Consider the following 23,513-nt stretch of genomic DNA (forward strand, 5'->3'; position numbering starts at 1 on the left):
TCTCAAATCGACCAGGAATCACTGCCATAACTGCCGATAACACCTCGCTCGGCAAGATATCTTTCCACTTCCGCGACGAGTTCGTCAATGTCACGCGCTGCGGTGTGAAGATGTAGTTCCGGCGAATGCGGCGCTTCATAGGGCGAATCAATACCCGTGAACGCTTTGATCTCGCCACGTAGAGCCTGCGTATAAAGCCCTTTCGGATCACGCGCCATACATTCCTCAATCGGCGTATCAACGAAGATTTCAATGAACTCACCCTCCGACAGCCGCGACCGCACGCGATCGCGTTCGGAACGGAACGGCGAGATGAACGAGACCAGCGTAATCAGCCCGGCATCGGCCATAAGACCTGCTACCTCTCCAACGCGGCGGATATTCTCGGCCCGGTCTTCGTCCGAGAAGCCAAGATCGCTATTGAGGCCATGACGGACATTATCGCCATCAAGCAGATAGGTGTGTTTGCCAAGCGCATGAAGCCGCTGTTCAAGCCTGTTCGCGATGGTGGATTTACCCGATGCTGACAAGCCCGTGAACCAGAGCACCGCTGGCTTCTGGAATTTCTGCGACGCGCGTGCCTGCTTATCCAGATCGAAAGCCTGTAAATGCACATTGGTTGCCTGACGCAATGCGCCATCAATCATGCCTGCGCCCACCGTTGCATTGGTTACACGATCAATCAGCACAAAAGCGCCGGTCACGCGGTTATCCGAATAGGGATCAAACACGATCTGATCCGCCGTCTGAAGATGACAATGCCCGACTTCATTCAGATCAAGCTGCGTCGCCTCTTCCCGCGCAAATGTATTAACGTCGGTACGGTATTTAATCTCGCTGATTGTTACCGGAGTCTGGTCGGTCTCGGTGCGCAGCAGATAGGAACGCCCTGGCTGTAACGCCTCTTCACCGAACCACACAATGTTGGCGCTGAAACGATCCGCCACTTCAGGCCGCGTTTCTGCACCCACCAGCATATTACCGCGCGAGACTTCAATCTCGTCTTCGAGAACCAGCGTTACCGCCTGCCCTTCGCTGGCGCGGGGCAGACCACCGTCATAGGTGGCGATGCGTTTCACCTTCGATTGCTTGCCCGACTTAGCAACGACGACCGTGTCGCCTTCGGCAATCGAACCTGATGCAACAGTGCCGGAGAAGCCACGGAAATCGAGATTAGGCCGGTTCACATATTGCACGGGGAAGCGGAACGGCTTGCCGATACTATCCGCTTCAAGACGTACGGTTTCCAGATGTTCCAGCAGATACGGTCCCTGATACCAGCCGATACGTGGCGAAAGGCTGGTAACATTATCGCCAAAGCGTGCAGACAGTGGGATTGCCTGAATGCTGGCAAAACCCAAATCTTTGGCAAAACTCATATAATCAGCGACTATACTGTCAAAAACATCCTGCGAGAAATCAACCAGATCGATTTTGTTGACGGCAACGACAATGTGCCGGATGCCCAACAGCGAAGCGATAAAGCTATGGCGGCGCGTTTGTGTCAACACGCCCTGCCGCGCATCGATCAGCACCACCGCAAGATCAGCAGTCGAAGCACCTGTCGCCATATTGCGCGTATATTGCGCATGGCCCGGCGTGTCGGCCACGATAAATTTACGACGCGGCGTTGAGAAAAAGCGATAAGCCACATCAATAGTGATGCCCTGCTCGCGTTCGGCTTCTAGGCCATCAACCAGCAGCGCGAAGTCGAAATCATCATCCGTGGTGCCGAATTTGCGGCTGTCATTTTTCAGTGTGGCAAGCTGGTCCTCAAAGATCAGCTTCGTGTCATAGAGCAAACGTCCGATCAGCGTGGATTTTCCGTCATCGACCGAACCGCAAGTGAGAAAGCGGAGCAGCGTCTTGCGTTCCTGATCGGCGAGAAAGTCGCTGACGGCTGCACTTGTTACAGAAGGCTTCAATATGGCGTTCATCAGAAATAGCCCTCCCGCTTCTTCTTTTCCATCGAGCCTGCTTCATCGCGATCAATGGCGCGGCCCTGACGCTCGGAGGTGCGGGCGATCAGCATTTCTTCGACAATGTCAGAAAGATTGGTGGCACTGGATTCAATAGCACCTGTCAGTGGATAGCAGCCAAGCGTGCGAAAACGCACCAGCCGCTCTTCCACCTTTTCACCGGGACGCAACGTCATGCGATCATCATCGAGTTTGATCAACATGCCGTCGCGCTCGACCACCGGACGAGGCGCTGCAAAATAAAGCGGCACAATCGGGATATTTTCCTGAAGGATATACTGCCAAATATCCAATTCGGTCCAATTTGAGAGCGGGAAAACGCGGATCGATTCACCAGCTGCAACGCGGGTATTATAAACCTTCCACATTTCCGGACGCTGGTTCTTCGGGTCCCAGCCATGCTGCGCATTGCGGAATGAAAAAATGCGCTCCTTGGCGCGGGATTTCTCCTCATCGCGACGCGCACCACCAAAGGCAGCATCGAACTTGTATTTATCAAGCGCCTGCCGCAATCCTACTGTCTTCATGACATGAGTATGGACGTTTGAGCCATGCGTGAACGGACCAACACCATCGCGCACACCGTCTTCATTGATGTGAACCAGCAGTTCAAAGCCCTTTTCGCGGGCTTGCGCATCGCGAAACTCGATCATCTCGCGGAATTTCCAGGTCGTATCGACGTGCAGAAACGGAAATGGAGGCGGAGCCGGATAGAACGCTTTCATTGCCAAATGCATCATGACGGAGGAATCTTTGCCCACCGAATAAAGCATCACCGGATTGGAGAAGGTTGCGGCAACCTCGCGGAAAATATGAATTGCTTCTGCTTCCAGACGCTCAAGATGCGTCAGGTTTTTGCTCAGGGATGCGTGATGCACGTCTGTCTCTCCCGGAAACCGGCTGGATAATTAATATTCGCGGGAGGGTGGCGAGAGCCTTGATCCGGCGCAGATGTGGCAAAAACCACTCTTCGCGCATTGTCGTGAAAGGCAGAGCAAAAGGAAAAGTATGCTATCGCGTATTGTGACGGGGTTAAGCGAAAACGTGCCTGTTTTGACACGATAACAGAAACAAACTTGCGCCAGATTGAAAAGTGCAATTTTTGGTCAAGTTGCGGAAAATACTACTAAATTTGTGGTATTAAGTCGATTTTTGAGGGGTAAATTGTCCTTCGGGCTAAACCGCCAAAGGATCAAACGTCGTTAGAGAAGGCCAAATGTACGCGCCTTGGCAACAGCCTGTACCTTGTTCACCGCAACAAGTTTGGTGAGAACATTGCTGATGTGAAAGTTCACCGTGCGCGTCGAAATGCTGAGGATTGTTCCAATAATCTCGGCGGTCTTACCTTCACTTGTCCAGCGCAGGATTTCACGCTCGCGCGCAGTCAGGTTCACTTCTGATACGCAATTGATTTTCGGAACATTGAGATGCTCATACATGGCGAGATGCAAAAGATTGGTCACAATCTGCATTTGGCGACGCAAGATTGAGATTTCGCCTTCTGATAAAGCTGGCTTGTCCCGCAGAAATGTGAGAATGCCAAAAACACCTTGTGCTGCCCAACATGGCTGGGAAATACCAACACGAAGCCCCAAATTCTGCGCATCCGCCCAAATTTGCGGAGTCTCGGCAAAAAGCCTCTGTGACCATACGAGAGGCTCGATGCTATTTACGCCACGCCGCACAACAGGGTCGATTTCAACATATTTTTTTGCCGCATATTGTTTCTGCCACGCATCGGGCGTGGTCTCAAAGCGTATCCAGCGTGAGACACTATCCAGCGACGGAACACACATGGAATAAGACACATAGGCAAAGCCTAGTTTTGCGGCATAGGTCTTAATCTGCTCGAACAGGACTTCGGCATTATCGGATGATTGAATGGTCTCGTAAAAATCTTCCCATTTCATAACTTGAATCCCAATATTGTTTCGATGAACCAAAAACTTCTGAGAAATATCAGTTAAAGAGCCGCACTCCGGCCAAAATTAAAAAGCCAGACAAGCGAATAATAATGTTGAGGATTCGATGGCGCCGGAATCCGAATTTATTTATCGACCACAAGACCGTGAGCCACCTGTATTACATACCATATGATTTACAGGTCATCTAGCTATATTGATTTGAATATTGTTATAATTTTCAAAAAACAGTACTTATTTTAACTGCATAAAACTTAAGTAAAATAAAATAGATAAGCCCCGCAATGCGGGACTTATGATTTTCAGATGCGCTTTACGGTTATGCAGCAGCTTCAACCGGCTCCGGGGTTTGGCCGGGAATGTAATTGAGAACCGGGCCAAGCCAGCGCTCGACCTCCTCAACGCTCATGCCCTTACGGGCGGCATAATCTTCGACTTGATCACGCTCCACCTTAGCGACGCCAAAGTAATAGCTTTCTGGGTGGCCAATGTAGAGACCCGATACGGACGAACCCGGCCACATGGAATAGCTTTCCGTCAGTTCGACCCCGGTTTGAGCCGTTGCATCCAGTATTTCAAACAGGGTCTTCTTTTCGGTGTGATCTGGCTGTGCAGGATAACCCGGCGCTGGACGGATGCCTGCATAACGCTCATGGATCAGATCGTCGTTGGACAGATCTTCACCCGGCGCATAGCCCCAGAACTCATTGCGCACGCGCTGATGCATCAGTTCAGCAAAGGCTTCGGCAAAGCGGTCAGCGAGAGCCTTCACGAGAATGGACGAATAATCATCATTTGCGCGCTCGAAGCGTTCAGCAATTGCTACTTCTTCGATGCCAGCAGTCACGACGAAGCCACCAACATAATCCTGCTTGCCACTCTCGTTTGGAGCCACAAAATCGGACATGGCGACATTCGGACGACCATCACGCTTGGACAATTGCTGACGCAGAGTGAAGAAGGTGGCAAGCTCCTGTTTCCGGCTTTCATCGGTAAAGAGACGAATATCATCGCCCACCGTGTTTGCAGGCCAGAAGCCAATGACAGCACGCGGTGCAAACCACTTCTCTTCGATGATTTTTGCAAGCATAGCCTGCGCATCACTCCAGAGCGCACGCGCCGCCTCGCCTTGCTTTTCATCTTCGAGAATAGCCGGATAGCGGCCCTTCATCTCCCATGTCTGGAAGAAAGGGGTCCAATCGATATAACGCGCAATCTCTGCGAGATCGTAGTTCTCGAATGTTTTGGTGCCAAGGAATGTCGGCTTAGGCGGCGTATAAGCATCCCAGTCGATCTTTTGGGCGTTTTCGCGCGCACGAGCCAGTGGCAGACGCTTCTTGTCTGCCTCATTACGGGCGTGAGCCGCCGCAACTTTGGCATATTCCTCACGGATGCCCTCGACATAAGCGCCCTTGTTTTCAGGCGACAACAGATTGGAAACCACGCCCACCGCACGGCTGGCATCGATCACATAGACCGCCTGCCCTTGCTCATAACGCGGGTGAATTTTCACCGCCGTATGCACACGGCTGGTCGTCGCACCACCGATCAACAGCGGAACGTTGAAGCCTTCGCGTTCCATTTCAGCAGCCACATGCACCATCTCATCAAGCGACGGCGTGATAAGTCCTGAAAGACCGATCACATCGACATTTTCAGCGCGGGCCGTATCAAGAATTTTCTGCGTTGGCACCATCACGCCAAGATCGATGATCTCGTAATTGTTACAAGCGAGAACCACGCCGACAATATTCTTGCCAATGTCGTGCACGTCGCCCTTCACAGTTGCCATCAGCACCTTACCGGCACTCTGGCGACCTTCGCCGCCATTCAGTCGCTTTTCTTCTTCCATAAATGGCAGAAGCACAGCCACGGCCTGTTTCATGACGCGTGCGGATTTAACCACCTGCGGCAGGAACATTTTACCCGCGCCAAACAGATCGCCCACCACATTCATGCCCGCCATCAGCGGACCTTCGATAACATGCAGTGGACGTGCCGCAGCAAGACGCGCTTCTTCAGTGTCGGCTTCGATATATTCAGTAATGCCATTGACCAGCGCATGCGAAAGACGTTGCTCCACCGGCCATTCGCGCCAGCTCAGATCCTGCGTCTTGGCTTCTCTTGTGCCGCTATCGCGAAAACGCTCAGCGATTTCGAGCAGCCGTTCCGTCGCATCATCACGACGGTTCAGCACCACATCTTCGCAGGCTTCACGCAGTTCCGTATCAATTGTGTCGTAAACCGCCAGCTGACCAGCATTGACGATACCCATATCCATGCCAACCTGAATGGCGTGATACAGGAACACAGCATGCATGGCTTCGCGCACCGGCTCATTGCCACGGAACGAAAACGACAAGTTTGATATGCCGCCAGAAATATGCGCATGCGGCAGTGTTTGCGTAATTTTGCGCGTGGCTTCGATGAAATCGACGCCGTAATTGTTATGCTCGTCAATGCCAGTTGCGACGGCAAACACGTTCGGATCGAAAATGATGTCTTCTGGTGGGAAGCCAACCTGCTCGGTCAGAATCTTGTAAGCGCGGGTACAGATTTCGACCTTGCGCTGTTCAGTGTCGGCTTGACCCGTTTCATCAAACGCCATGACCACAACTGCTGCACCATAGGAACGCACCAGACGCGCATGATGCAGGAAGGCTTCTTCGCCTTCTTTTAACGAGATCGAATTGACGATCGGCTTGCCCTGAACGCATTTCAGACCAGCTTCGATCACCTCCCACTTGGAGCTGTCGATCATGACCGGAACGCGCGCGATATCCGGCTCCGCCGCGATCAGGTTGAGATATTCAACCATGATCTTCTGGCTGTCGATCAGACCTTCATCCATATTAATGTCGATGATCTGCGCGCCGTTTTCGACCTGATCACGCGCCACAACAAGCGCCGCCGAATAATCGCCAGCCTTAATGAGCTTACGGAAACGGGCGGAGCCGGTAACGTTCGTCCGTTCGCCGACATTGACGAAGGGAATATCCTTGGTCAGCGTGAAAGGCTCAAGGCCCGACAGGCGCATCAGCGGCGGCACGTTGACCGGCTTGCGTGGCGGATGCTTGGCCACAGCAGCTGCTATCGCACGGATATGGTCAGGCGTCGAACCACAGCAGCCGCCCACTACGTTGACGAGGCCTTCGCGTGCGAAATCCTCGATTTGGGCTGCCATGGCTTCCGGGCTTTCGTCATACTGACCAAATTCGTTTGGAAGGCCAGCATTCGGATAGGCGCAGACAAATGTATCGGCAATGCCAGCGATTTCGGCGAGATGTTCGCGCATTGCATTGGCACCGAGCGCGCAATTAAGCCCGATGGTGAACGGCTTGGCATGGCGCAGTGAATACCAGAACGCCGTCGGTGTCTGACCGGAAAGTGTGCGGCCTGAAAGATCGGTGATCGTGCCGGAAATCATCACCGGCAGATGCACGCCCTTTTCAAGAAATACTTCTTCAGCCGCAAAAACAGCGGCCTTTGCGTTCAGCGTATCGAAGATGGTTTCGATCAGAATAATGTCGGAGCCGCCATCGATCAGCCCGCGGATCTGATCGGCATAGGCAATACGGAGATCATCAAAAGTGACGGCGCGGTAGCCCGGATTATTCACGTCCGGCGAAAGAGAAGCGGTGCGGTTTGTTGGCCCCAACGCGCCTGCAACAAAGCGGCGGCGACCATCTTTTTGCTGCGCGCGGATTGCTGCGCGACGCGCCAGACGCGCGCCATCACGGTTCAGCTCATAGACGGCATCTTCCATGCCGTAATCGGCCTGCGCGATGGTGGTCGACGAGAAGGTGTTGGTTTCCAGAATATCAGCGCCAGCAATCGCATAGGCATAATGAATTTCTTCAATCGCCTTTGGCTGGGTCAGTGTCAGAAGATCGTTGTTTCCTTGAAGCTGGCAATCGCAGGAACCGAAACGCTCACCGCGAAAATGCTCTTCGTGAAAGCCAAGCCCCTGAATCTGCGTACCCATGGCACCGTCGAGAATCAGAATGCGTTCACTTGCGGCTTTGGTCAGTGCTGCAAGCACTTCCGAACCATCCGGCTTAGCTGCCGTTGAACCAAAAAGATTATCGAGGGAAGACGTCATAGGGGATTACCGCCTGTATTCTAATACGCAAAATCGCAGTGGGTTGCTTAATGACATAAACATATCTTTATGTCAATTCAGAAGCAGTTTTCTAAGTAGCCGCGCAACCCTTCACCAATCTGTTGCTACAGCAAAGAAAAAGTGAGTTTTCCCAGCCACCTACCCGCCACATTGCAGGAGCAAAATCGCATCAGGGACGTTGAAGATAAAGCTCATATAATCGAGGAGATAACGATGAAGAGACTTGCATCATCCTTCTTCGCAGCGTGTCTGTCACTTGGCATCGGTGTGCCTGCGATAACCGCAAGTGCAAATGCGGCACAGCCAACATCGCTTATTGCACCCGCTGTTTCACATGGCGCACAGGCACCGGTCGAGACCATTCAGTATTACGAACGTCGCGGAGATCGACGTCATTGGCGTGACGGTTACAGGCATCACCGCCCCCATTACAGACCACACTATCGGCCGCATTACCGGGATTGGGGTCCGCCACCACGCTACCGTCATCACCCGCCGCGCTATCGCCCAGCCCCAGTATATCGTGGCGGTGGCAACGCGCATGTCCGCTGGTGCTTCAATCGTTATCGGTCATACCGGGCTTATGACAATACGTTCCAGCCCAATTATGGCCCACGCCGCCAGTGTTATTCGCCATATATCTGAATAAAAAAAGCCCCGGACAAACCGGGGCTTTTTCATAAGACTATTTAATTCAGAGATCAGGTGACGAAAGCACCGATGGACGCGGCGACCAGTCCAATGGCAACAGCAATCATCACGCCATAAACGCGCGGCTTATCGAAAAGCACCGCAAAAGCAGAAAACCAGCCCACAACCGCCGCACCGAGCGCGAAAAGAAAACCGGGCTTATCGCCATGATAAAGATTGGCCGCCATCAGCGCGCCAACGATCAGCGCACCAAAAACGATCATCAGCCCTGTGGCATAGCGTTCGTAATCGTCCATTTAAACTTCCTCGTTCCGATCACATTCAACACGTGCCGGAAGGTATCGCTCTGTTATTTGGCCATAAAAAGTCATGACTCACGATCATGCCTATGGCGGTTGTCCCCACACAATCACTATTTGCTGCGTTCTTCAACCATTTCGCATCACCATCCGCAGCAATTGTTGTAAATTATGCTATATCAATGCTCATGGATTCGACCGGCATCAACATATTTGACACGCCTATCGGCCCTTGCGGGATTGCATGGGACGCCGGTAAAATCATCGGCGTGGAAATTGGTGACGCCGATGAAAGCGAAACGCGTTACCGGCTTCAGTCACGCTTTAATAATGCAGAAACATCATCTGCACCTGATTATGTCAGCGAAGCTATCAACAAAGTTTGCGTGTTGCTTGATGGTGGCGATCCGGATTTTTCACAGACACCGCTGGCACTTGATCAGGTGCCGGACCTCAACCGCAAAGTCTATGAAATTCTTCTGGAACTTAAAGCCGGTGAGACCATCACCTATGGCACAATCGCGCGCAGGCTGGGCGATGTTAGTCTTTCGCAGGCAGTGGGCTATGCACTTGGCAAAAACCCGTTTCCGATCATTGTGCCCTGCCATCGGGTTTTAGGCTCCAATGGCAAGGTCGGCGGTTTTTCAGCTGCGGGTGGAACAGTGACCAAGCTGCGCCTGCTGAATATCGAGCGTGCCAGAACATCAACAGAGCCCGACTTATTTGGCGGCCTACCACTTCAGGCACCACCACAGGCGGATTAACCCTTCTCGGTCACGACATCGGCAGAAAAACGTAGCTCACGCATAGGTCGCACATATTGCGTGGACGCATCATATGTCGGATGGTTTTTATACGCAAAAAGCGCTTCTTCATCCTTGAACTCAGCATAGACAACGAGATCAATCGCATTGCCCATCGGGTCGACTTTGGAATTTGGCAGAACTTCAAACACGTCGGAATAAGGAATAGTACCCAACTGCTCCAAACCCTTGCGGACAACATCGATGTCCTGATCGGGCTTGACGCTGAAGAAAACAATGTGGCGGATCACGTCTCGTCTCCAAATCCAGAGCGGCCCGGTTCTAAATGAACCCATGCGAACCGCTCTATCTTTTTGTTTTGACGCATTATCCTACGCAAAACCGCTTCGCACTTTTGCTGGAAATGCTTTTATGAGGGTATCTACCCCATCAAGCAGACAAGCAAAACCACAAAAAGGTGATCGCTACGATTTAACTGGCTTTAATACGCCGCCACGCATAGCCGCTCTCCTGCTGAACCGACCCGCGACCAGGCTGATAATAGCCGGGCGTATCGACCAGGCGCTGCTCGCCAAGACGCGATTGCGCGACTTTATTGGTCACTTGCAGGCTATCAAAACCCGTGCGCAGCATAAGAGCGGCCTGATCGATCAGCACATCGCCTGTTGCCCGCAACTCGCCTTCAAAGCCAGCGCGACGCAGAACTTCAGCTTTCGAATAAGAACGGCCATCATTGAAGGCTGGAAACTCCAAAGCAATCAATGGCAGGCTTTCCAGATGATCGAGCAATGGCTCGATTTTTTCACCCGGCGCCACCGACACACCAATGCGGCGATTGGAGGCACGGCGTAGCTCGTCATCCAGCCCCAGCCAGACAGCCAAAGGTATGATGATCGCCGGTGCATCACCTGCGGTTTCCAGATCATCCGCAAAGATATAGTCATCTTCGCGAAAGCCCTGCTCGGACCAAAGTTTTGTTTCACTCATTTCTGGTCCAAAGCTCCATGATTTTTCAGGCTATCGGCGAGTCCGGTCAGATGGATGCCGCATTCGGTCTTTTCCGATCCCGACCAGCGTCCGGCGCGCTGATCTTCACCGTCGCTCACGGGCCGCGTGCAGGGCATGCAGCCGATCGAGCGATAGCCTTGTTCTGTCAGCGGATGGACAGGCAGATCGTGTTTTCGCGCATAGTTTCGCAAATCGTCCGCACTCATACGTGCCAGCGGATTGATACGAACGCGAGGGCCGACCGATTCAAAAACTGGGAGCGCATTGCGGGTCGAGGCCTGAAACTGCTTCCGGCCAGTCATCCATGCACGATAAGGCGAAACCGCACGCGCCATTGGCTCAACCTTGCGGATGAAGCAGCAGCGGTCCTTGTCGGTCATCGACAAAGCGCCAAACGGATCATCGGCTTTCACGCTTTCCTCAAGCGGCAGAATATCCTGCACGTCGAGAAGCCCCAGCCGGTCAACCAGATCGTAGCGATAATCCAGCGTTGCGCGGAAATGCTTGCCCGTATCAAGAAATAGAACTGGTGTTGCCGGATTAATCTCAGAGATCATGTGCAGCAGGATAGCGGATTCCGCACCAAACGACGAAACGACTGCAATGCGCCCGTCAAAAATCTCGCGCACGCTCAGCGCAATCACCTCCTGCGGAGAGGACGCGCCATGGCTTCCCTCCAGCAGACGGGCTTGTGCCTCTGCGATTTGGTCTGAATTTGGATCAGAGTCAGGCAGCACGGCTTACCTCTCCGTAAAGCGCGCGTTTGAACGGCTCCATACCAACCCGGCGATAGGCATTGAGGAATGTCTCTTCACCGTTTTCTCGAAGACCAAGATAGGTATCGACCACAGTTTCAATTGCGTCGACCACTTCTTCGGATGAAAAGCCACGACCGGTAATGTCACCAATCGACGTATGCTCGTCGCCAGACCCGCCAAGCGTGATCTGATAGAGTTCCTCGCCCTTTTTCTCGACGCCAAGAATACCAATGTGGCCAACATGGTGATGGCCGCAGGCGTTGATGCAGCCAGAAATCTTGATCTTGAGATCACCGATTTCAAGCTGGCGCTGCTGATCGCCAAAGCGCTCCGAAATACGCTGCGCGACCGGGATTGAGCGTGCATTGGCCAGCGCGCAGTAATCAAGACCGGGGCATGCGATAATATCCGTGATGAGACCAGCATTGGCTGTCACTAATCCATCCGATTGCAACAGATCATAGACCGCCGGAAGATCGGCCTTCGCCACATGCGGCAGAACCAGATTCTGTTCATGGCTGACGCGGATTTCATCAGAGGAATAGGTCTGCGCAATATCCGCCACCAGTTCCATTTGCTCTGCACTGGCATCACCGGGAATACCGCCAATGGGCTTGAGCGAAATCGTGACAACGGCATAATCCGGGTTCTTGTGCGGCGTCACATTGCGCTGGGTCCATGCTGCAAAATCGCTATCTGTCTTCTGCGTGACAGCCAGAATTTCCCAGCCTTCAGGACGCTGCGCCAAATCCGGCATGCGGAAATAGCTTTCAATCGCATCGATGTCGCGCTGCGGCAGTTGCAGATCGCTGTAACGAATCTGTTCCCATTCTGCGTCAATTTCCTGCACCAGCGGCTCGACGCCCGTTTCATGCACGAGGATTTTGATGCGTGCCTTGTACTTATTATCGCGGCGTCCGTGGAGATTATAAACGCGAACAATTGCCGTCACGTAGGTTAGCATGTCTTCAAGCGGCAGAAAATCACGGATTTTCTTGGCAACCATCGGCGTGCGCCCCTGCCCGCCGCCGATATAGACGGCAAGGCCCAGTTCGCCTGCTTCGTTCTTTTTAAGCTGCAAGCCGATGTCATGCACCTGAATGGCCGCACGGTCATGCTCGGAGCCGACAATTGCAATCTTGAACTTGCGCGGCAAATAGGAAAATTCCGGGTGCAGCGACGACCACTGACGCAGAATTTCTGCCAGTGGGCGCGGATCGGCCACTTCATCAGCAGCCGCCCCTGCAAAGTGATCAGCGGTCACATTGCGAATGCAATTACCCGACGTCTGGATCGCATGCATTTCGACTTCTGCAAGCTCTTCAAGAATACGTGGTACATCTTTCAGCGCTGGCCAGTTATATTGAACATTCTGACGCGTCGTGAAATGTGCAAAACCCCGATCATAATCGCGCGCAATAGTGCCAAGCCTGCGTAACTGGCGGCTCGATAAAGTGCCATAAGGGATCGCAACACGCAGCATATAGGCGTGCAATTGCAGATAAAGGCCATTCATCAAGCGCAGCGGTTTGAACTGATCTTCCGTCATTTCACCCGAAAGACGGCGCTCAACCTGATCCTTGAACTGTGCAACGCGGGCCGCAACAAAATCGCGGTCAAATTCATCATAACGATACATATTTAATTCCGATATTCAGATCAGGAAGCTTGCTTCAGGAGCTTTTCTTCACGCATGGCTTTATCCCAAAACCGGTTCCCACTTTTGGGCGCCATGCGATTGACCAAGCGTAACGATGGTGGGTCCGGAAAGCCGGATGCGCTCGCGCAGGCGAATGGGATAGAGCCCTTCATCACGCTCTTCGACGTCAATCACGTTTACATCGACCACCAGATTGGCTTTGGCAGCAACCTTGCCCGCGTCTTCAAGAGCGCTAACTGCTTCGGCATGACGGGCAACCAGTGCACCATTAATCGTTTCCTGCCATGAACCATCAGCGCCAAGCCACACGGCCTGACCATCAATGAGCCGGTTTGCGGTGAGAACTTTTACAACCATTTTTCCGACTCCTGATTTAAGCAGCGACTGCAACGGGTCTAACCGCCAGCGCTTGCGCTTTATCGATAGCGGCACCTGCAACAGCATCGCCGATGATGACCATGACCGGACCCGCAAGCTCTTTGCGCTCTTCCAGCGATGGCAGATCTTTCAATGTTCCATGAAACAGCCGCTTATCCTTACGGCTGGCATTCTCAACAACTGCGACAGCCGTATCTTCGTGAAGACCCGCAGAAATCAGACGGCTTGCAACGGATGCCGCAACGCTTGAGCCCATATAGACAGCGATTGTTGCACCAGAGACGGCCAGCTTGGCCCAGCCCGGCAACACATCACCTGCCATGTCGTGACCTGTCGTGAACACCAGCGAGGATGCCACGCCACGCAAGGTTAGTGGCAGTTCCATATCGGCAGCAGCAGCGAAAGCGGACGTGATGCCCGGCACAATTTCAAAACCGATACCGGCTGACCGCAATGCAGCCATTTCTTCGCCCGCACGGCCAAAGACCAGCGGATCGCCCGCTTTCAGACGCACCACGCGCTTGCCTTCGCGACCAAGGCTGACGAGCAGATCGTTAATCTCGTTCTGGCTTTTGGAATGGCAACCCTTGCGCTTACCAACCGAAAGACGCTCCGCATCGCGACGCCCCATGGCGATAACGCCTTCTGGCACCAGCGCGTCATGCACAATCACATCGGCTTCCATCAGCACACGATGCGCACGCAGGGTCAGCAGATCTTCGGCACCCGGACCAGCACCAACCAGCCAGACATAACCGGCAGCATTCTGCGGCTCGGCAATCAATTCGTTCGCTGCTCTATACGCTTCCTCACGGTCGCCGTTTTCAACGCTACGGGCAACGGAGCCAGAAAAGAAGCCGCGCCAAAAACTGCGCCGCGCCAAACCTTTTGGTAGTAGTTTTTCAACCAGCGGACGCCAGCTTTCGGCATAATGCGCCAGTTCGCCAAGGCGTGGCGAGAAAGCCGCATCAATGCGCGCGCGTACCATCTGCGCCAGCACAGGGGCCGAACCTTCTGTGCCAATCGCAATTGCAATCGGTGCACGGTTGACGATAGCCGGCGTCAGGAAATCGCAAAGTGCGGGACGGTCAACCACATTGACAGGAATTTTATGCGCTTTGGCAATCGCTGCAATTGCGCGATCCTGTTGCTCATCGCCGGTCGCGACAAAAACCAGCTTCGCACCTTCAAGATGTTTCGGTTCAAAAGCTTCGTAAATCTGCTCTACACCATGGCTTTCGATGAAGCTCGCCAAAGCTGGCTCATACTCTTCCGCAACGATGCGCAAACGAGCCGACGTCTGGGCCACAAGACGGGCTTTGTTGAGCGCTTCTTCGCCGCCGCCAACAATAACCACCACCTCTTCCGAAACACGAAAGAAGGCAGGAAAATCAGCAAGAAGTCGTTGGGACGCGAGAGCCACAGCAGTATCCTTTTTTAGACTGCTGTTATTATTCCCGTACCGATGAAATTTTATAAGAAACGGGCTTGCGCGCGCAAATCGCACGGAGCATCACTTTTCCTTTAAAAAGGTGTTTTGAGGATTTTAATTCCTGCTTGCCTTAAATTATATCCCATAATTTTTGTAGGATTTACATCAGCTTAGCGATAATTTTCAGAAGTGAAGAATGCAGGAAAATGCTTTGGCCAGCGGCGCGGCAGAACAGCCACGAGGTCAAAGCGCAGTGATAATTGTGCGTAATCCTTTTGGCGTTGCAGCCACATATCGGCGGCCGCCTCGATACGGCGCATAGCTTGTGGGGTGACGGCAAGATGTGCCGCTTCCACAGTGGTCCGCGCTTTAACTTCAACGATGAGGATAAGATTGCCGCGCCGGGCAATGAGATCAATTTCGCCTAACCGTGTGCGATAGCGGCGAGCGACGATACGATAACCTTTGAGCATGAGCGCAAACGCGGCCAGCCGCTCGGCGCTATGTCCGCGAAAGAAAGCAACTCGCTTTTTCTCGCGGAAATCACTCATCAGCCTTGTGCCTTCAACTGCATCAGACGCTGATAAAGCACCGACTTCTGCCCGCCGGTCATCTTTGCGGCCTCGCCTGCCGCCTTGGACGGAGACAATTCCTGCGAGAGTGACAGCAGCAGCTTGTCGATGTCTTCTTCGCTCTGCGGACCGGCTTCCCCTGTTGGCGGACCAACCAGCAACACGACTTCACCGCGAATACGATTTTCGCCATCAAATTGCTGTTTCAACTCACCCAGAGTGGAAGTGACAATGGTTTCATAAGCCTTGGTCAGTTCGCGGCACAGGGCCGCTTCACGCGCGTCGCCAAAAACCTCCGCCATATCGGCAAGAGTTGTCGCCGTACGATTGGGCGATTCATAAAACACCAGCGTTGCTTCGATATTCTTGAGGCTTTCGAGCTTGGAGGTTTTCTGTCCATGTTTAACCGGCAGAAAGCCGCAAAACATGAAAGCATCGGTCGGAAGCCCTGAAGCGGCAAGGGCTGCAAGAAGTGCGGAAGCACCTGGAATTGGCACCACGCGAATGCCTGCCTCGCGTGCTTCACCGACGAGCCGAAAACCTGGATCAGACACAAGTGGCGTACCCGCGTCGGAAACAAGCGCTACGCTTTTGCCAGTCTGCAAAGCGGCAATCAACTTTGCGCCGGCTTCAGCAGCATTATGCTCATGATAGCTGATCGGGCGACGCGCAATTCCATAGCGATCCAGCAACACGCGGGTTACGCGGGTATCTTCACAGGCAACAATGTCGGCACTTGCCAGTGTTTCCAGCCCACGCAGCGTCATGTCGCCAAGATTACCGATAGGGGTCGAGACGATATAAAGCGCGGGTTCAATCGGGCGCGCACGCTGAGCGGTGCCACCGACAACAAATTCGCGTTTCTGCTCGTCCAAAAATTCGCTCATCTAAATTCCTTATTGACGCATGTCGTTATCGGAAAACCGGTTCCCACCTTTCCGCGACATGCGCTAAGCAGCCAGATCAGCCACCAGCGCATCAAGCACCAGCGAACCATCCGGCGTTGCACGGATGAAAGTTCCATCCATCTTTTCAATCATGCCCGATGCAATCAACCGTTCAAGACGCTTGCGATCAATATCGTGCCCGGTCAAGCGTTGATAACGCGCAAGATCGATGCCTTCGCGCAACCGTAGCCCCATCATCAGGAACTCATCGCCTTCCTGATTGCCATTGAGATATTCTTCTTCAATGATGCCGTGACCGTTGGTTTCGACCTTTTCGAGCCAGGTTTCCGGGTGCTTTTCGGTCATTGTGACCGTGCGTGTGCCGTTCTCAACAAAACGACCATGCGCGCCGGGACCAATGCCGACATATTGCCCATAACGCCAATAAACCAGATTGTGCTGCGACTCGCGCCCCGGCATAGCATGGTTTGAAATCTCATAAGCAGGCAGGCCGTGTTCTGCAGTAATCTTTTGCGTCTCTTCATAAAGAGCCGCCGCATGATCCGGCTCTGGCGTAGTCAGCTTGCCAGCCTTCCAAAGATTATAGAACTGCGTGCCTTCTTCAATCGTCAGCTGATAGAGTGACAGATGATCGGCAGCCAGATCAATGGCTTCTTTCAGCTCTTCGCGCCATGCTTCAATCGTCTGATTGGGCCGCGCATAGATCAAATCAAACGACAGCCGTGGGAAAATCTCACGCGCCAGCCGGATTGCGGCCTTTGCTTCATCAACGGAATGCATGCGACCCAGACGACGCAGATCAGGGGCATTGAGCGCCTGAATGCCGAGCGAGACGCGGTTGACACCGGCGGCGCGATAGCCGCGAAACCGATCTGCTTCCACGCTTGTCGGGTTGGCTTCCAGCGTCACTTCAATATCGGGTGCAACAGACCAGCGCGACGCAATGCCATCAAGTAAGCTGCCAACGGTTGAAGGCTGCATCAGCGATGGTGTCCCGCCGCCTAAAAAGATGCTGGTGACGGTACGCGGACCTGTGCGCTCACGCAGTGTCTCCATCTCGCGGTTGAAGGCGGATGCAAAGCGATCCTGATCAACCGGCTGATGACGCACATGGCTGTTGAAGTCGCAATATGGGCATTTGGCCAGACAAAATGGCCAATGCACATAAACGCCAAACGCACTCTCTCCATCCGCTCGCGCAATCGGCAGAATATCAACACTTCCAGCGGGTGGAGAAAAGTGGTGGTTCATTCAGCAGCATCCGAAACAACACCGAGCGCTTTTTCAGCAAACAGCTTGAAAGCACGCGCACGGTGCGAAAGTGCGGACGCATCGCCCGGCTTCCAGCCATGCTTTTCGTCAGCAGTCATTTCGCCAAAGGTCTTCTCATAGCCTTCCGGCTTGAAAACCGGATCATAACCAAAGCCAATATCACCACGAGGAGGCCAGATCAGCGTGCCTTCCACTTCACCGCGATAATATTGTGCTTCACCATCCGGCCATGCAAGGCAGATCACCGAAACAAAACGCGCCTTACGCTGGTCAGGTGCAACAGCGCCTTTTTCCTGCAAAAGATCTTCGACCTTCTGCATTGCCATATTGAAATCACGCGTTCCGTCTTCGGTTTCGGCCCAATCCGCGGTGTAAACACCCGGATTACCATCCAACGCGTCAACCATCATGCCGGAGTCGTCAGACAGCGAAGGCAAACCAGTGGCTTTGGCTGCGGCCAGCGCCTTAATGTAAGCATTCTGCTCAAATGTCGTGCCGGTTTCTTCCGGCTCAGGCAGACCGAGAGCTGCAACGGAACTGACCTCAAAGCCAAACGGCGCAATCAGCCCATCGAACTCACGCAATTTGCCTGCATTGTGCGATGCGACGATCAGTTTGCCTTTTTCAAGCGCCTTCATTTAAGTTCTACCTTTTTACGCATGATCTTATCCGAAAACCGGTTCCCACTTTTCGGGATCATGCTTTAACTCCAAAGTTTCGGCTCAGCGAATTCCAGCGAATTACCGGAAGGATCGCGAAAATAAATCGAACGCGCACCATTAGGCCATTCGAAATCAGACTCGATAGCAATGTCGTGCTTTTCGAGATAGATGCGCCAGTCGTCAATTTCATGACGTGTGGCGGCAAAACAAACATGTCCCGGACCCGCAGCGCCATGTGGTGGCACCGGTAACGACCCGAGCAGAGGTGGTTTCAGTGTTTCTTCCGCTTTGAACAAAAGCAATATGCCATCGCCACAGCGGAAGAATGCATTGCGTTCGCTCACCTTGCCCACCGGCTCAAGCCCGATAATGTCGCGATAAAACGCAATCGCTTCAGCAACATCACGGACATAGAGCGCAGTTTCAAGAATGCGGGATGCTTGCATAGTCTGGCCCCCATTAGAGCGCGTTTCGATCTGATTTTATCAGATCTGCGCTCCAATCACTTACTTTAACGCGCATCCCGAAAACTGTTTCACACTTTTCGGGATGCGCTTTAATCAAGAAGGCCCTAACTATCAGGCAAGTGCTGCCTTCTGCAACTCAACCAGCTGATTGATGCCGCCGCGAGCAAGCTTCATAAGCGCTGCAAACTCTTCTTCCGAGAACGGCGCGCCTTCAGCTGTACCCTGAATTTCGACAATGCCGCCCTTGCCGGTCATGACGAAATTGCTGTCGGTTTCAGCCGCCGAATCTTCAACATAGTCAAGATCAAGCACAGGCTGGCCTTCATAGATGCCGCAAGAGATCGCAGCGATATGATCCTTGAGCACTTTTTCGATGCGGATCATCTGACGCGCTTCCATCCAGCGCAGACAATCATGCAGCGCGATAAAGCCGCCGGTAATCGCCGCGGTACGCGTGCCGCCATCAGCCTGAATGACGTCGCAGTCAACGGTGATCTGGTATTCGCCCAATGCCTGAAGATCAACAACAGCGCGCAGCGAACGGCCAATAAGACGCTGGATTTCCTGCGTGCGGCCACCCTGTTTGCCAGCTGCTGCTTCGCGGCGCATACGGTCGCCGGTTGAACGTGGCAGCATGCCATATTCTGCTGTGACCCAGCCCTTGCCGGAATTGCGCATCCAGCCCGGAACTTTTTCCTCTAAGCTTGCGGTGCAAAGAACGTGGGTGTCACCGAACTTTACGAGGCACGAGCCTTCCGCATGTTTGGAGACGCCGCGCTCAAAAGAGACGGCACGCATTTCATCAGCAGCGCGCTTAGATGGACGCATTGTATTTCCTCAATTCGTTTTTCGTTGCGGCTTTTTAGGCTTGTCGTGCAGGAATGGAAAGGAATTTCGCATGATCCGGCAAGAGAGATGTTAAGAGAACTGTCATTATTGGCGCAAAGCCTTTGACGGCTTGGGTTGCGCGCTTATATTTATAGCATGCAATTCAGAGGCTTCGCTCTAAGACCATGATCAAATCACCGGAACATCAGCTACTTAATTCGCTCGACCAGCGGTCGCGCGATATTTTCAGGCTGATCGTCGATAGCTACCTCAATGATGGCGATCCGGTCGGTTCGCGCAATCTGTCGCGTCTGCTGCCGCACAGTCTTTCGCCTGCCACCATCCGCAATGTGATGAGCGATCTGGAACAACTCGGCCTCATTTACGCACCGCATATTTCTGCCGGACGCCTGCCAACGCAGATCGGCCTGCGTTTCTTTGTCGATGCTTTCATGGAAGTGGGCGATCTGCGCCCCGATGAACGCACGTCGATTGAAGCGCAGGTTCGCTCGGCGGGTATGAACAATTCAGTCGAAAGTGTTTTGACCGAAGCCAGTCAGGTACTTTCTGGCCTATCGCGTGGCGCGGGTCTTGTGCTTGCAACCAAGGCCGAAGGCGCACTCAAACATATCGAATTTGTGCGGCTTGAACCAACGCGCGCGCTAGCCGTTCTGGTGATGCAGAATGGCGATGTGGAAAACCGCGTCATCAATCTGCCTGCCGGGATTTCGGCTTCGCAACTTGTGGAAGCTTCAAACTTCCTCAATGCGCATATTCATGGCCACACGCTTTCGGAAGCAAAGTCGGAACTGGAAAAACTCTCGCAGGAAACCAGACAGGAGCTTGATCAGCTTTCGCAAGAACTGGTCGAACAGGGCATAGCGGTCTGGAGTGGCGCAGGTTCTGACCAGCCAGCGCGTTTGATTGTTCGTGGCCGCGCCAATCTGCTTGAAAACATTCATGCGCAAGAAGATATTGAGCGCCTGCGCCATCTGTTTGATGATTTAGAGACCAAGGATGGCATGATCCAGCTGCTTGATCTGGCTGAATCGGGTTCGGGCGTACGAATATTCATCGGCTCCGAAAACAAACTGTTTTCTCTGTCCGGTTCATCGCTGGTAGTGGCACCTTATCGCGACAGCGAACAGCGCGTTGTTGGCGCGCTTGGCGTGATAGGACCAACCCGCCTTAACTATGCGCGTATTGTGCCGATGGTCGATTATACCGCTCAAATCGTGTCTCGATTGCTGCGTTAAGTTGTCAGTCTTAACAAGGGCAACAAATTAGACCTTGATTTTAACGCCGCGAAACTCGATATCCGCCCTAAACATACTTCAAGACGGAAGACAAAAAATGGCTGATGAAAAAAACACACCTGAAACCGCCGATCTTGAGCAGCGCGATATCAACAATCCTCGTGATCGTGATGCGCTGAAGCGTGCTGCCGATGATTTTTTGAAAAGCCGCAAGGCTGAGGCACGCGCTGAAGCTGCCGAAGACGAAGTTGATTCCGAAAGCCTTGCTGCAAACACGATTGCTGCTCTGGAAGCTGACAACGCAGAATTGAAAGATCAGATGCTGCGTCTGGTTGCTGAAATGGAAAACCTGCGCAAGCGCACCCAGCGCGATGTTCAGGACGCCCGTACCTATGCGGTGACAAACTTCGCACGCGACATGCTCTCGGTTTCCGACAATTTGAGCCGCGCACATGAATCGATTCCAGCAGAAGCGCTGGAAAGCGATGCGAACCTTAAGTCGCTGGCCGAAGGCGTGGAAATGACTGAACGCGCCATGTTGCAGGCTTTGGAACGTCATGGCGTGACCAAGCTCAACCCTGAAGGAGAAAAGTTCGACCCGAACTTCCATCAGGCGATTTTTGAAGTGCCAAATCCTGAACTGCCAGCCAACACAGTCGTTCAAGTTATGCAGGCAGGCTTTGCCATTGGTGATCGCGTGTTGCGTCCGGCCATGGTCGGCGTTTCCAAGGGTGGTCCGAAGGCTGCTGCGGAAACAGCACCCGAAGGCAATGCATAAGCATATAAACTGCTGAACATATTTGAGAGAAAGAGCGGCGCGTTAATCGCCGCTCTTTCTTTTTGCCGGCATCCGTTGGAATATCGACAGACAATTGCTGGGAGGCGCGCTTGACGATTATCGACTTTGCCAATTTTGCAGGCGTTTTCATCTTCGCTGCCACCGGCGCACTTGCGGCCTCACGTCGACAGCTCGACATTATCGGCTTTATTTTCCTCGCCAACATCACCGGCATTGGTGGCGGCACCATCCGCGACTTGCTTCTCGGCGCGCCTGTTTTCTGGGTAATCGAGCCATTCTATTTGCTGGCCGGCACATCAGCCGCAATCATTGTTTATTTCACAGCCCATCTCGTTGAATCGCGCTATCGGCTTTTGTTGTGGTTTGATGCCATTGGTATGGCCGCATATACGGTGGTGGGGGCCGCGAAGGGGCTGGCGCTTGGCTTTGGGCCGTCAGTCGCGATTGTGACCGGAATTTTCACCGCAACACTGGGCGGCATTTTGCGCGACATGGTGGCAGGCGAACCATCGGTGCTGATGCGGCGCGAAATCTATGTCAGCGCAGCGCTTGTCGGAGCATGTCTCTATGTGATCCTGGAGCGCTTCGGGATCAATCCGCTCTTTGCCGGGCTTTCATCAGCACTGATCGCCTTTGTCGTGCGCGGCGGTGCGCTTTACTTTGGCTGGAACCTGCCCGTTTATAAAAGCCGTCCCGGTCGCACCGAAGAAGAACTCAAGCGCGACCGGATCGTACCCTAATTAAATAAGCTTGGCCTGTGTTGCCACAGCCTTGAGATCGACCAGCGGACGCGGGCCCATCTGCTGGATAATCATACCAGCGGCGAGTGAACCAAGACGTGCGCAATCCTCAAGCGAGCGATCCTTCGTGTAACCATAAAGGAAGCCAGCCGCATAAAGGTCACCGGCGCCGGTGGTGTCGATCAGTTCTTCAATCTCGATAGCCGGTACTTCAATCGTCTGATCAGGCGTTACGACAACCGCACCTTTTTCAGACCGTGTGATTATCGACAATTCACAATCCTTGCGGATAGCTTCGATTGCCTCATCAAGTGTTTTGGTTTGATAAAGCGACTTGGCTTCATCTTCATTCGCAAACACAATATCGACCGTGCGGCTGCGCATCAGATCGAGAAACTCTTCGCGATAGCGATCAACGCAGAATGGATCAGACAGAGTCATCGCGACCTTGCGGCCATGTTCATGCGCGATTTTGGATGCCAGAACGATTGCTTCCTTGGCGCGTGGCGGATCCCACAGATAGCCTTCAAAATAGGTCACACGTGCATCTGCAACCTTGGAAGTCTCAACATCTTCCGGTCCAAGCTCAACGCAAGCACCGAGATAAGTATTCATCGAACGCTCACCGTCAGGAGTCACGAAAATCGTGCAGCGTGCAGTTGGCGATCCCTTTTCAAGCGGGCGCGTATCGAAAGCGACGCCCTGCGCGCGAATGTCATGTGCAAAAACCCGGCCCAGATGATCCGTTGCAACCTTGCCGAAATAGGCAGCACGCCCACCAAGGCTTGCAATGCCCGCCGCCGTATTGCCTGCGCTGCCGCCCGACATTTCCGTAACCTGACCTTTGATACGGCTATAGAGCAGCTCGGCCCTATCCGCATCAATCAGGTTCATAGCACCTTTTATGATGCCGTTTGTTTCGAGAAATGCGTCTTCGGTACGCGAAATAATATCGACAATGGCATTGCCAATGCAAAGAACGTCGAATGTAGCCATGAGCTGGTCTGGGCTCCCCTTTGATCTGCTGCCAGTCGT

Annotated in this window: 23 protein-coding genes; 5 read left to right on the plus strand and 18 right to left on the minus strand. The window is 53.2% G+C overall.

Annotation, left to right across the window (positions count from 1 at the left end; all coding sequences use genetic code 11):
• Positions 1 to 2: 2 nt before the first annotated feature.
• From cysN to metH, 4 genes are all read right to left on the minus strand, one after another.
• Complete coding sequence (gene cysN, locus ACOZHT_RS04045) at positions 3 to 1,937, minus strand: sulfate adenylyltransferase subunit CysN (protein WP_421565342.1); 1,935 nt, start codon at positions 1,935 to 1,937, stop codon at positions 3 to 5.
• Entirely contained in the window at positions 1,937 to 2,857 is a 921-nt protein-coding gene (cysD, locus tag ACOZHT_RS04050; RefSeq protein WP_339509360.1) for a sulfate adenylyltransferase subunit CysD, read from the minus strand. Before cysD ends, cysN begins: the two co-directional genes overlap by 1 nt.
• Before the next feature lie 324 nt (positions 2,858 to 3,181).
• Positions 3,182 to 3,889: a LuxR family transcriptional regulator gene (locus ACOZHT_RS04055; protein ID WP_339509359.1), complete on the minus strand. Its 708-nt coding sequence runs from the start codon at positions 3,887 to 3,889 to the stop codon at positions 3,182 to 3,184.
• Positions 3,890 to 4,220: 331 nt separating this feature from the next.
• A complete protein-coding gene (gene metH / locus ACOZHT_RS04060; protein ID WP_339509358.1) occupies positions 4,221 to 8,003 on the minus strand; it encodes a methionine synthase in 3,783 nt (1,260 codons plus the stop codon).
• A gap of 234 nt (positions 8,004 to 8,237) precedes the next feature.
• Here metH and ACOZHT_RS04065 point away from each other — a divergent pair, with 234 nt between their 5' ends.
• Complete coding sequence (locus tag ACOZHT_RS04065) at positions 8,238 to 8,669, plus strand: BA14K family protein (RefSeq protein ID WP_339509357.1); 432 nt, start codon at positions 8,238 to 8,240, stop codon at positions 8,667 to 8,669.
• A gap of 56 nt (positions 8,670 to 8,725) precedes the next feature.
• Here ACOZHT_RS04065 and ACOZHT_RS04070 read toward each other — a convergent pair whose 3' ends face one another.
• Positions 8,726 to 8,971: a hypothetical protein gene (locus ACOZHT_RS04070; RefSeq protein WP_007873334.1), complete on the minus strand. Its 246-nt coding sequence runs from the start codon at positions 8,969 to 8,971 to the stop codon at positions 8,726 to 8,728.
• A 191-nt stretch (positions 8,972 to 9,162) separates the two neighbouring features.
• Here ACOZHT_RS04070 and ACOZHT_RS04075 point away from each other — a divergent pair, with 191 nt between their 5' ends.
• Positions 9,163 to 9,738 (plus strand): methylated-DNA--[protein]-cysteine S-methyltransferase, encoded by a 576-nt coding sequence (locus ACOZHT_RS04075; RefSeq protein WP_339509523.1) that lies wholly within the window; start codon positions 9,163 to 9,165, stop codon positions 9,736 to 9,738.
• Here the strand turns inward: ACOZHT_RS04075 and ACOZHT_RS04080 are convergent.
• From ACOZHT_RS04080 to rph, 12 genes are all read right to left on the minus strand, one after another.
• Positions 9,735 to 10,028 (minus strand): Dabb family protein, encoded by a 294-nt coding sequence (locus tag ACOZHT_RS04080; protein WP_339509356.1) that lies wholly within the window; start codon positions 10,026 to 10,028, stop codon positions 9,735 to 9,737. The two genes, ACOZHT_RS04075 and ACOZHT_RS04080, sit on opposite strands and share 4 nt — an antisense overlap.
• Positions 10,029 to 10,209: 181 nt before the next feature.
• On the minus strand, positions 10,210 to 10,725 hold the full coding sequence (locus tag ACOZHT_RS04085) for a DUF934 domain-containing protein (protein WP_421565343.1): 516 nt from the start codon (positions 10,723 to 10,725) through the stop codon (positions 10,210 to 10,212).
• Positions 10,722 to 11,483 carry a phosphoadenylyl-sulfate reductase gene (locus tag ACOZHT_RS04090; protein WP_339509354.1) on the minus strand — a complete coding sequence of 254 codons (762 nt, stop codon included), beginning with the start codon at positions 11,481 to 11,483 and terminating at the stop codon, positions 10,722 to 10,724. Before ACOZHT_RS04090 ends, ACOZHT_RS04085 begins: the two co-directional genes overlap by 4 nt.
• Complete coding sequence (locus ACOZHT_RS04095; RefSeq protein WP_339509353.1) at positions 11,473 to 13,143, minus strand: nitrite/sulfite reductase; 1,671 nt, start codon at positions 13,141 to 13,143, stop codon at positions 11,473 to 11,475. The genes ACOZHT_RS04090 and ACOZHT_RS04095 overlap by 11 nt, the downstream gene beginning before the upstream one ends.
• A gap of 60 nt (positions 13,144 to 13,203) precedes the next feature.
• Positions 13,204 to 13,521, minus strand: a complete 318-nt coding sequence (locus tag ACOZHT_RS04100; protein WP_339509352.1) for a DUF2849 domain-containing protein — start codon at positions 13,519 to 13,521, stop codon at positions 13,204 to 13,206.
• A 16-nt stretch (positions 13,522 to 13,537) separates the two neighbouring features.
• The gene (gene cysG, locus ACOZHT_RS04105; RefSeq protein ID WP_339509351.1) at positions 13,538 to 14,965 is read right to left on the minus strand and encodes a siroheme synthase CysG; all 1,428 of its coding nucleotides are present in this window, start codon (positions 14,963 to 14,965) and stop codon (positions 13,538 to 13,540) included.
• Positions 14,966 to 15,144: 179 nt separating this feature from the next.
• Entirely contained in the window at positions 15,145 to 15,525 is a 381-nt protein-coding gene (locus ACOZHT_RS04110; RefSeq protein ID WP_339509350.1) for a YraN family protein, read from the minus strand.
• Positions 15,525 to 16,433 (minus strand): 16S rRNA (cytidine(1402)-2'-O)-methyltransferase, encoded by a 909-nt coding sequence (gene rsmI, locus ACOZHT_RS04115; RefSeq protein ID WP_339509349.1) that lies wholly within the window; start codon positions 16,431 to 16,433, stop codon positions 15,525 to 15,527. The genes ACOZHT_RS04110 and rsmI overlap by 1 nt, the downstream gene beginning before the upstream one ends.
• Before the next feature lie 63 nt (positions 16,434 to 16,496).
• Positions 16,497 to 17,705, minus strand: a complete 1,209-nt coding sequence (gene hemW, locus ACOZHT_RS04120; protein ID WP_339509348.1) for a radical SAM family heme chaperone HemW — start codon at positions 17,703 to 17,705, stop codon at positions 16,497 to 16,499.
• Positions 17,702 to 18,364 carry an RdgB/HAM1 family non-canonical purine NTP pyrophosphatase gene (rdgB, locus tag ACOZHT_RS04125; RefSeq protein ID WP_339509347.1) on the minus strand — a complete coding sequence of 221 codons (663 nt, stop codon included), beginning with the start codon at positions 18,362 to 18,364 and terminating at the stop codon, positions 17,702 to 17,704. The genes hemW and rdgB overlap by 4 nt, the downstream gene beginning before the upstream one ends.
• 65 nt (positions 18,365 to 18,429) lie before the next feature.
• Complete coding sequence (locus tag ACOZHT_RS04130) at positions 18,430 to 18,834, minus strand: VOC family protein (RefSeq protein WP_339509346.1); 405 nt, start codon at positions 18,832 to 18,834, stop codon at positions 18,430 to 18,432.
• 132 nt (positions 18,835 to 18,966) lie between these two features.
• Positions 18,967 to 19,683 carry a ribonuclease PH gene (gene rph, locus ACOZHT_RS04135; RefSeq protein WP_339509345.1) on the minus strand — a complete coding sequence of 239 codons (717 nt, stop codon included), beginning with the start codon at positions 19,681 to 19,683 and terminating at the stop codon, positions 18,967 to 18,969.
• 185 nt (positions 19,684 to 19,868) lie between these two features.
• Here rph and hrcA point away from each other — a divergent pair, with 185 nt between their 5' ends.
• The 3 genes from hrcA (at position 19,869) to ACOZHT_RS04150 (ending at position 22,478) form a co-directional block, all read left to right on the plus strand.
• Positions 19,869 to 20,939, plus strand: coding sequence for a heat-inducible transcriptional repressor HrcA (gene hrcA / locus ACOZHT_RS04140; RefSeq protein ID WP_339509344.1), 1,071 nt, complete (start codon positions 19,869 to 19,871; stop codon positions 20,937 to 20,939).
• 97 nt (positions 20,940 to 21,036) lie between these two features.
• Positions 21,037 to 21,717: a nucleotide exchange factor GrpE gene (gene grpE / locus ACOZHT_RS04145; RefSeq protein ID WP_339509343.1), complete on the plus strand. Its 681-nt coding sequence runs from the start codon at positions 21,037 to 21,039 to the stop codon at positions 21,715 to 21,717.
• A gap of 110 nt (positions 21,718 to 21,827) precedes the next feature.
• Entirely contained in the window at positions 21,828 to 22,478 is a 651-nt protein-coding gene (locus ACOZHT_RS04150; RefSeq protein WP_339509342.1) for a trimeric intracellular cation channel family protein, read from the plus strand.
• Here ACOZHT_RS04150 and ACOZHT_RS04155 read toward each other — a convergent pair whose 3' ends face one another.
• Entirely contained in the window at positions 22,479 to 23,474 is a 996-nt protein-coding gene (locus tag ACOZHT_RS04155) for an adenosine kinase (protein ID WP_339509341.1), read from the minus strand.
• Between the last annotated feature and the right edge of the window lie 39 nt (positions 23,475 to 23,513).

Source organism: Ochrobactrum sp. EDr1-4 (genome assembly GCF_049199085.1).
GTDB lineage: Bacteria > Pseudomonadota > Alphaproteobacteria > Rhizobiales > Rhizobiaceae > Brucella.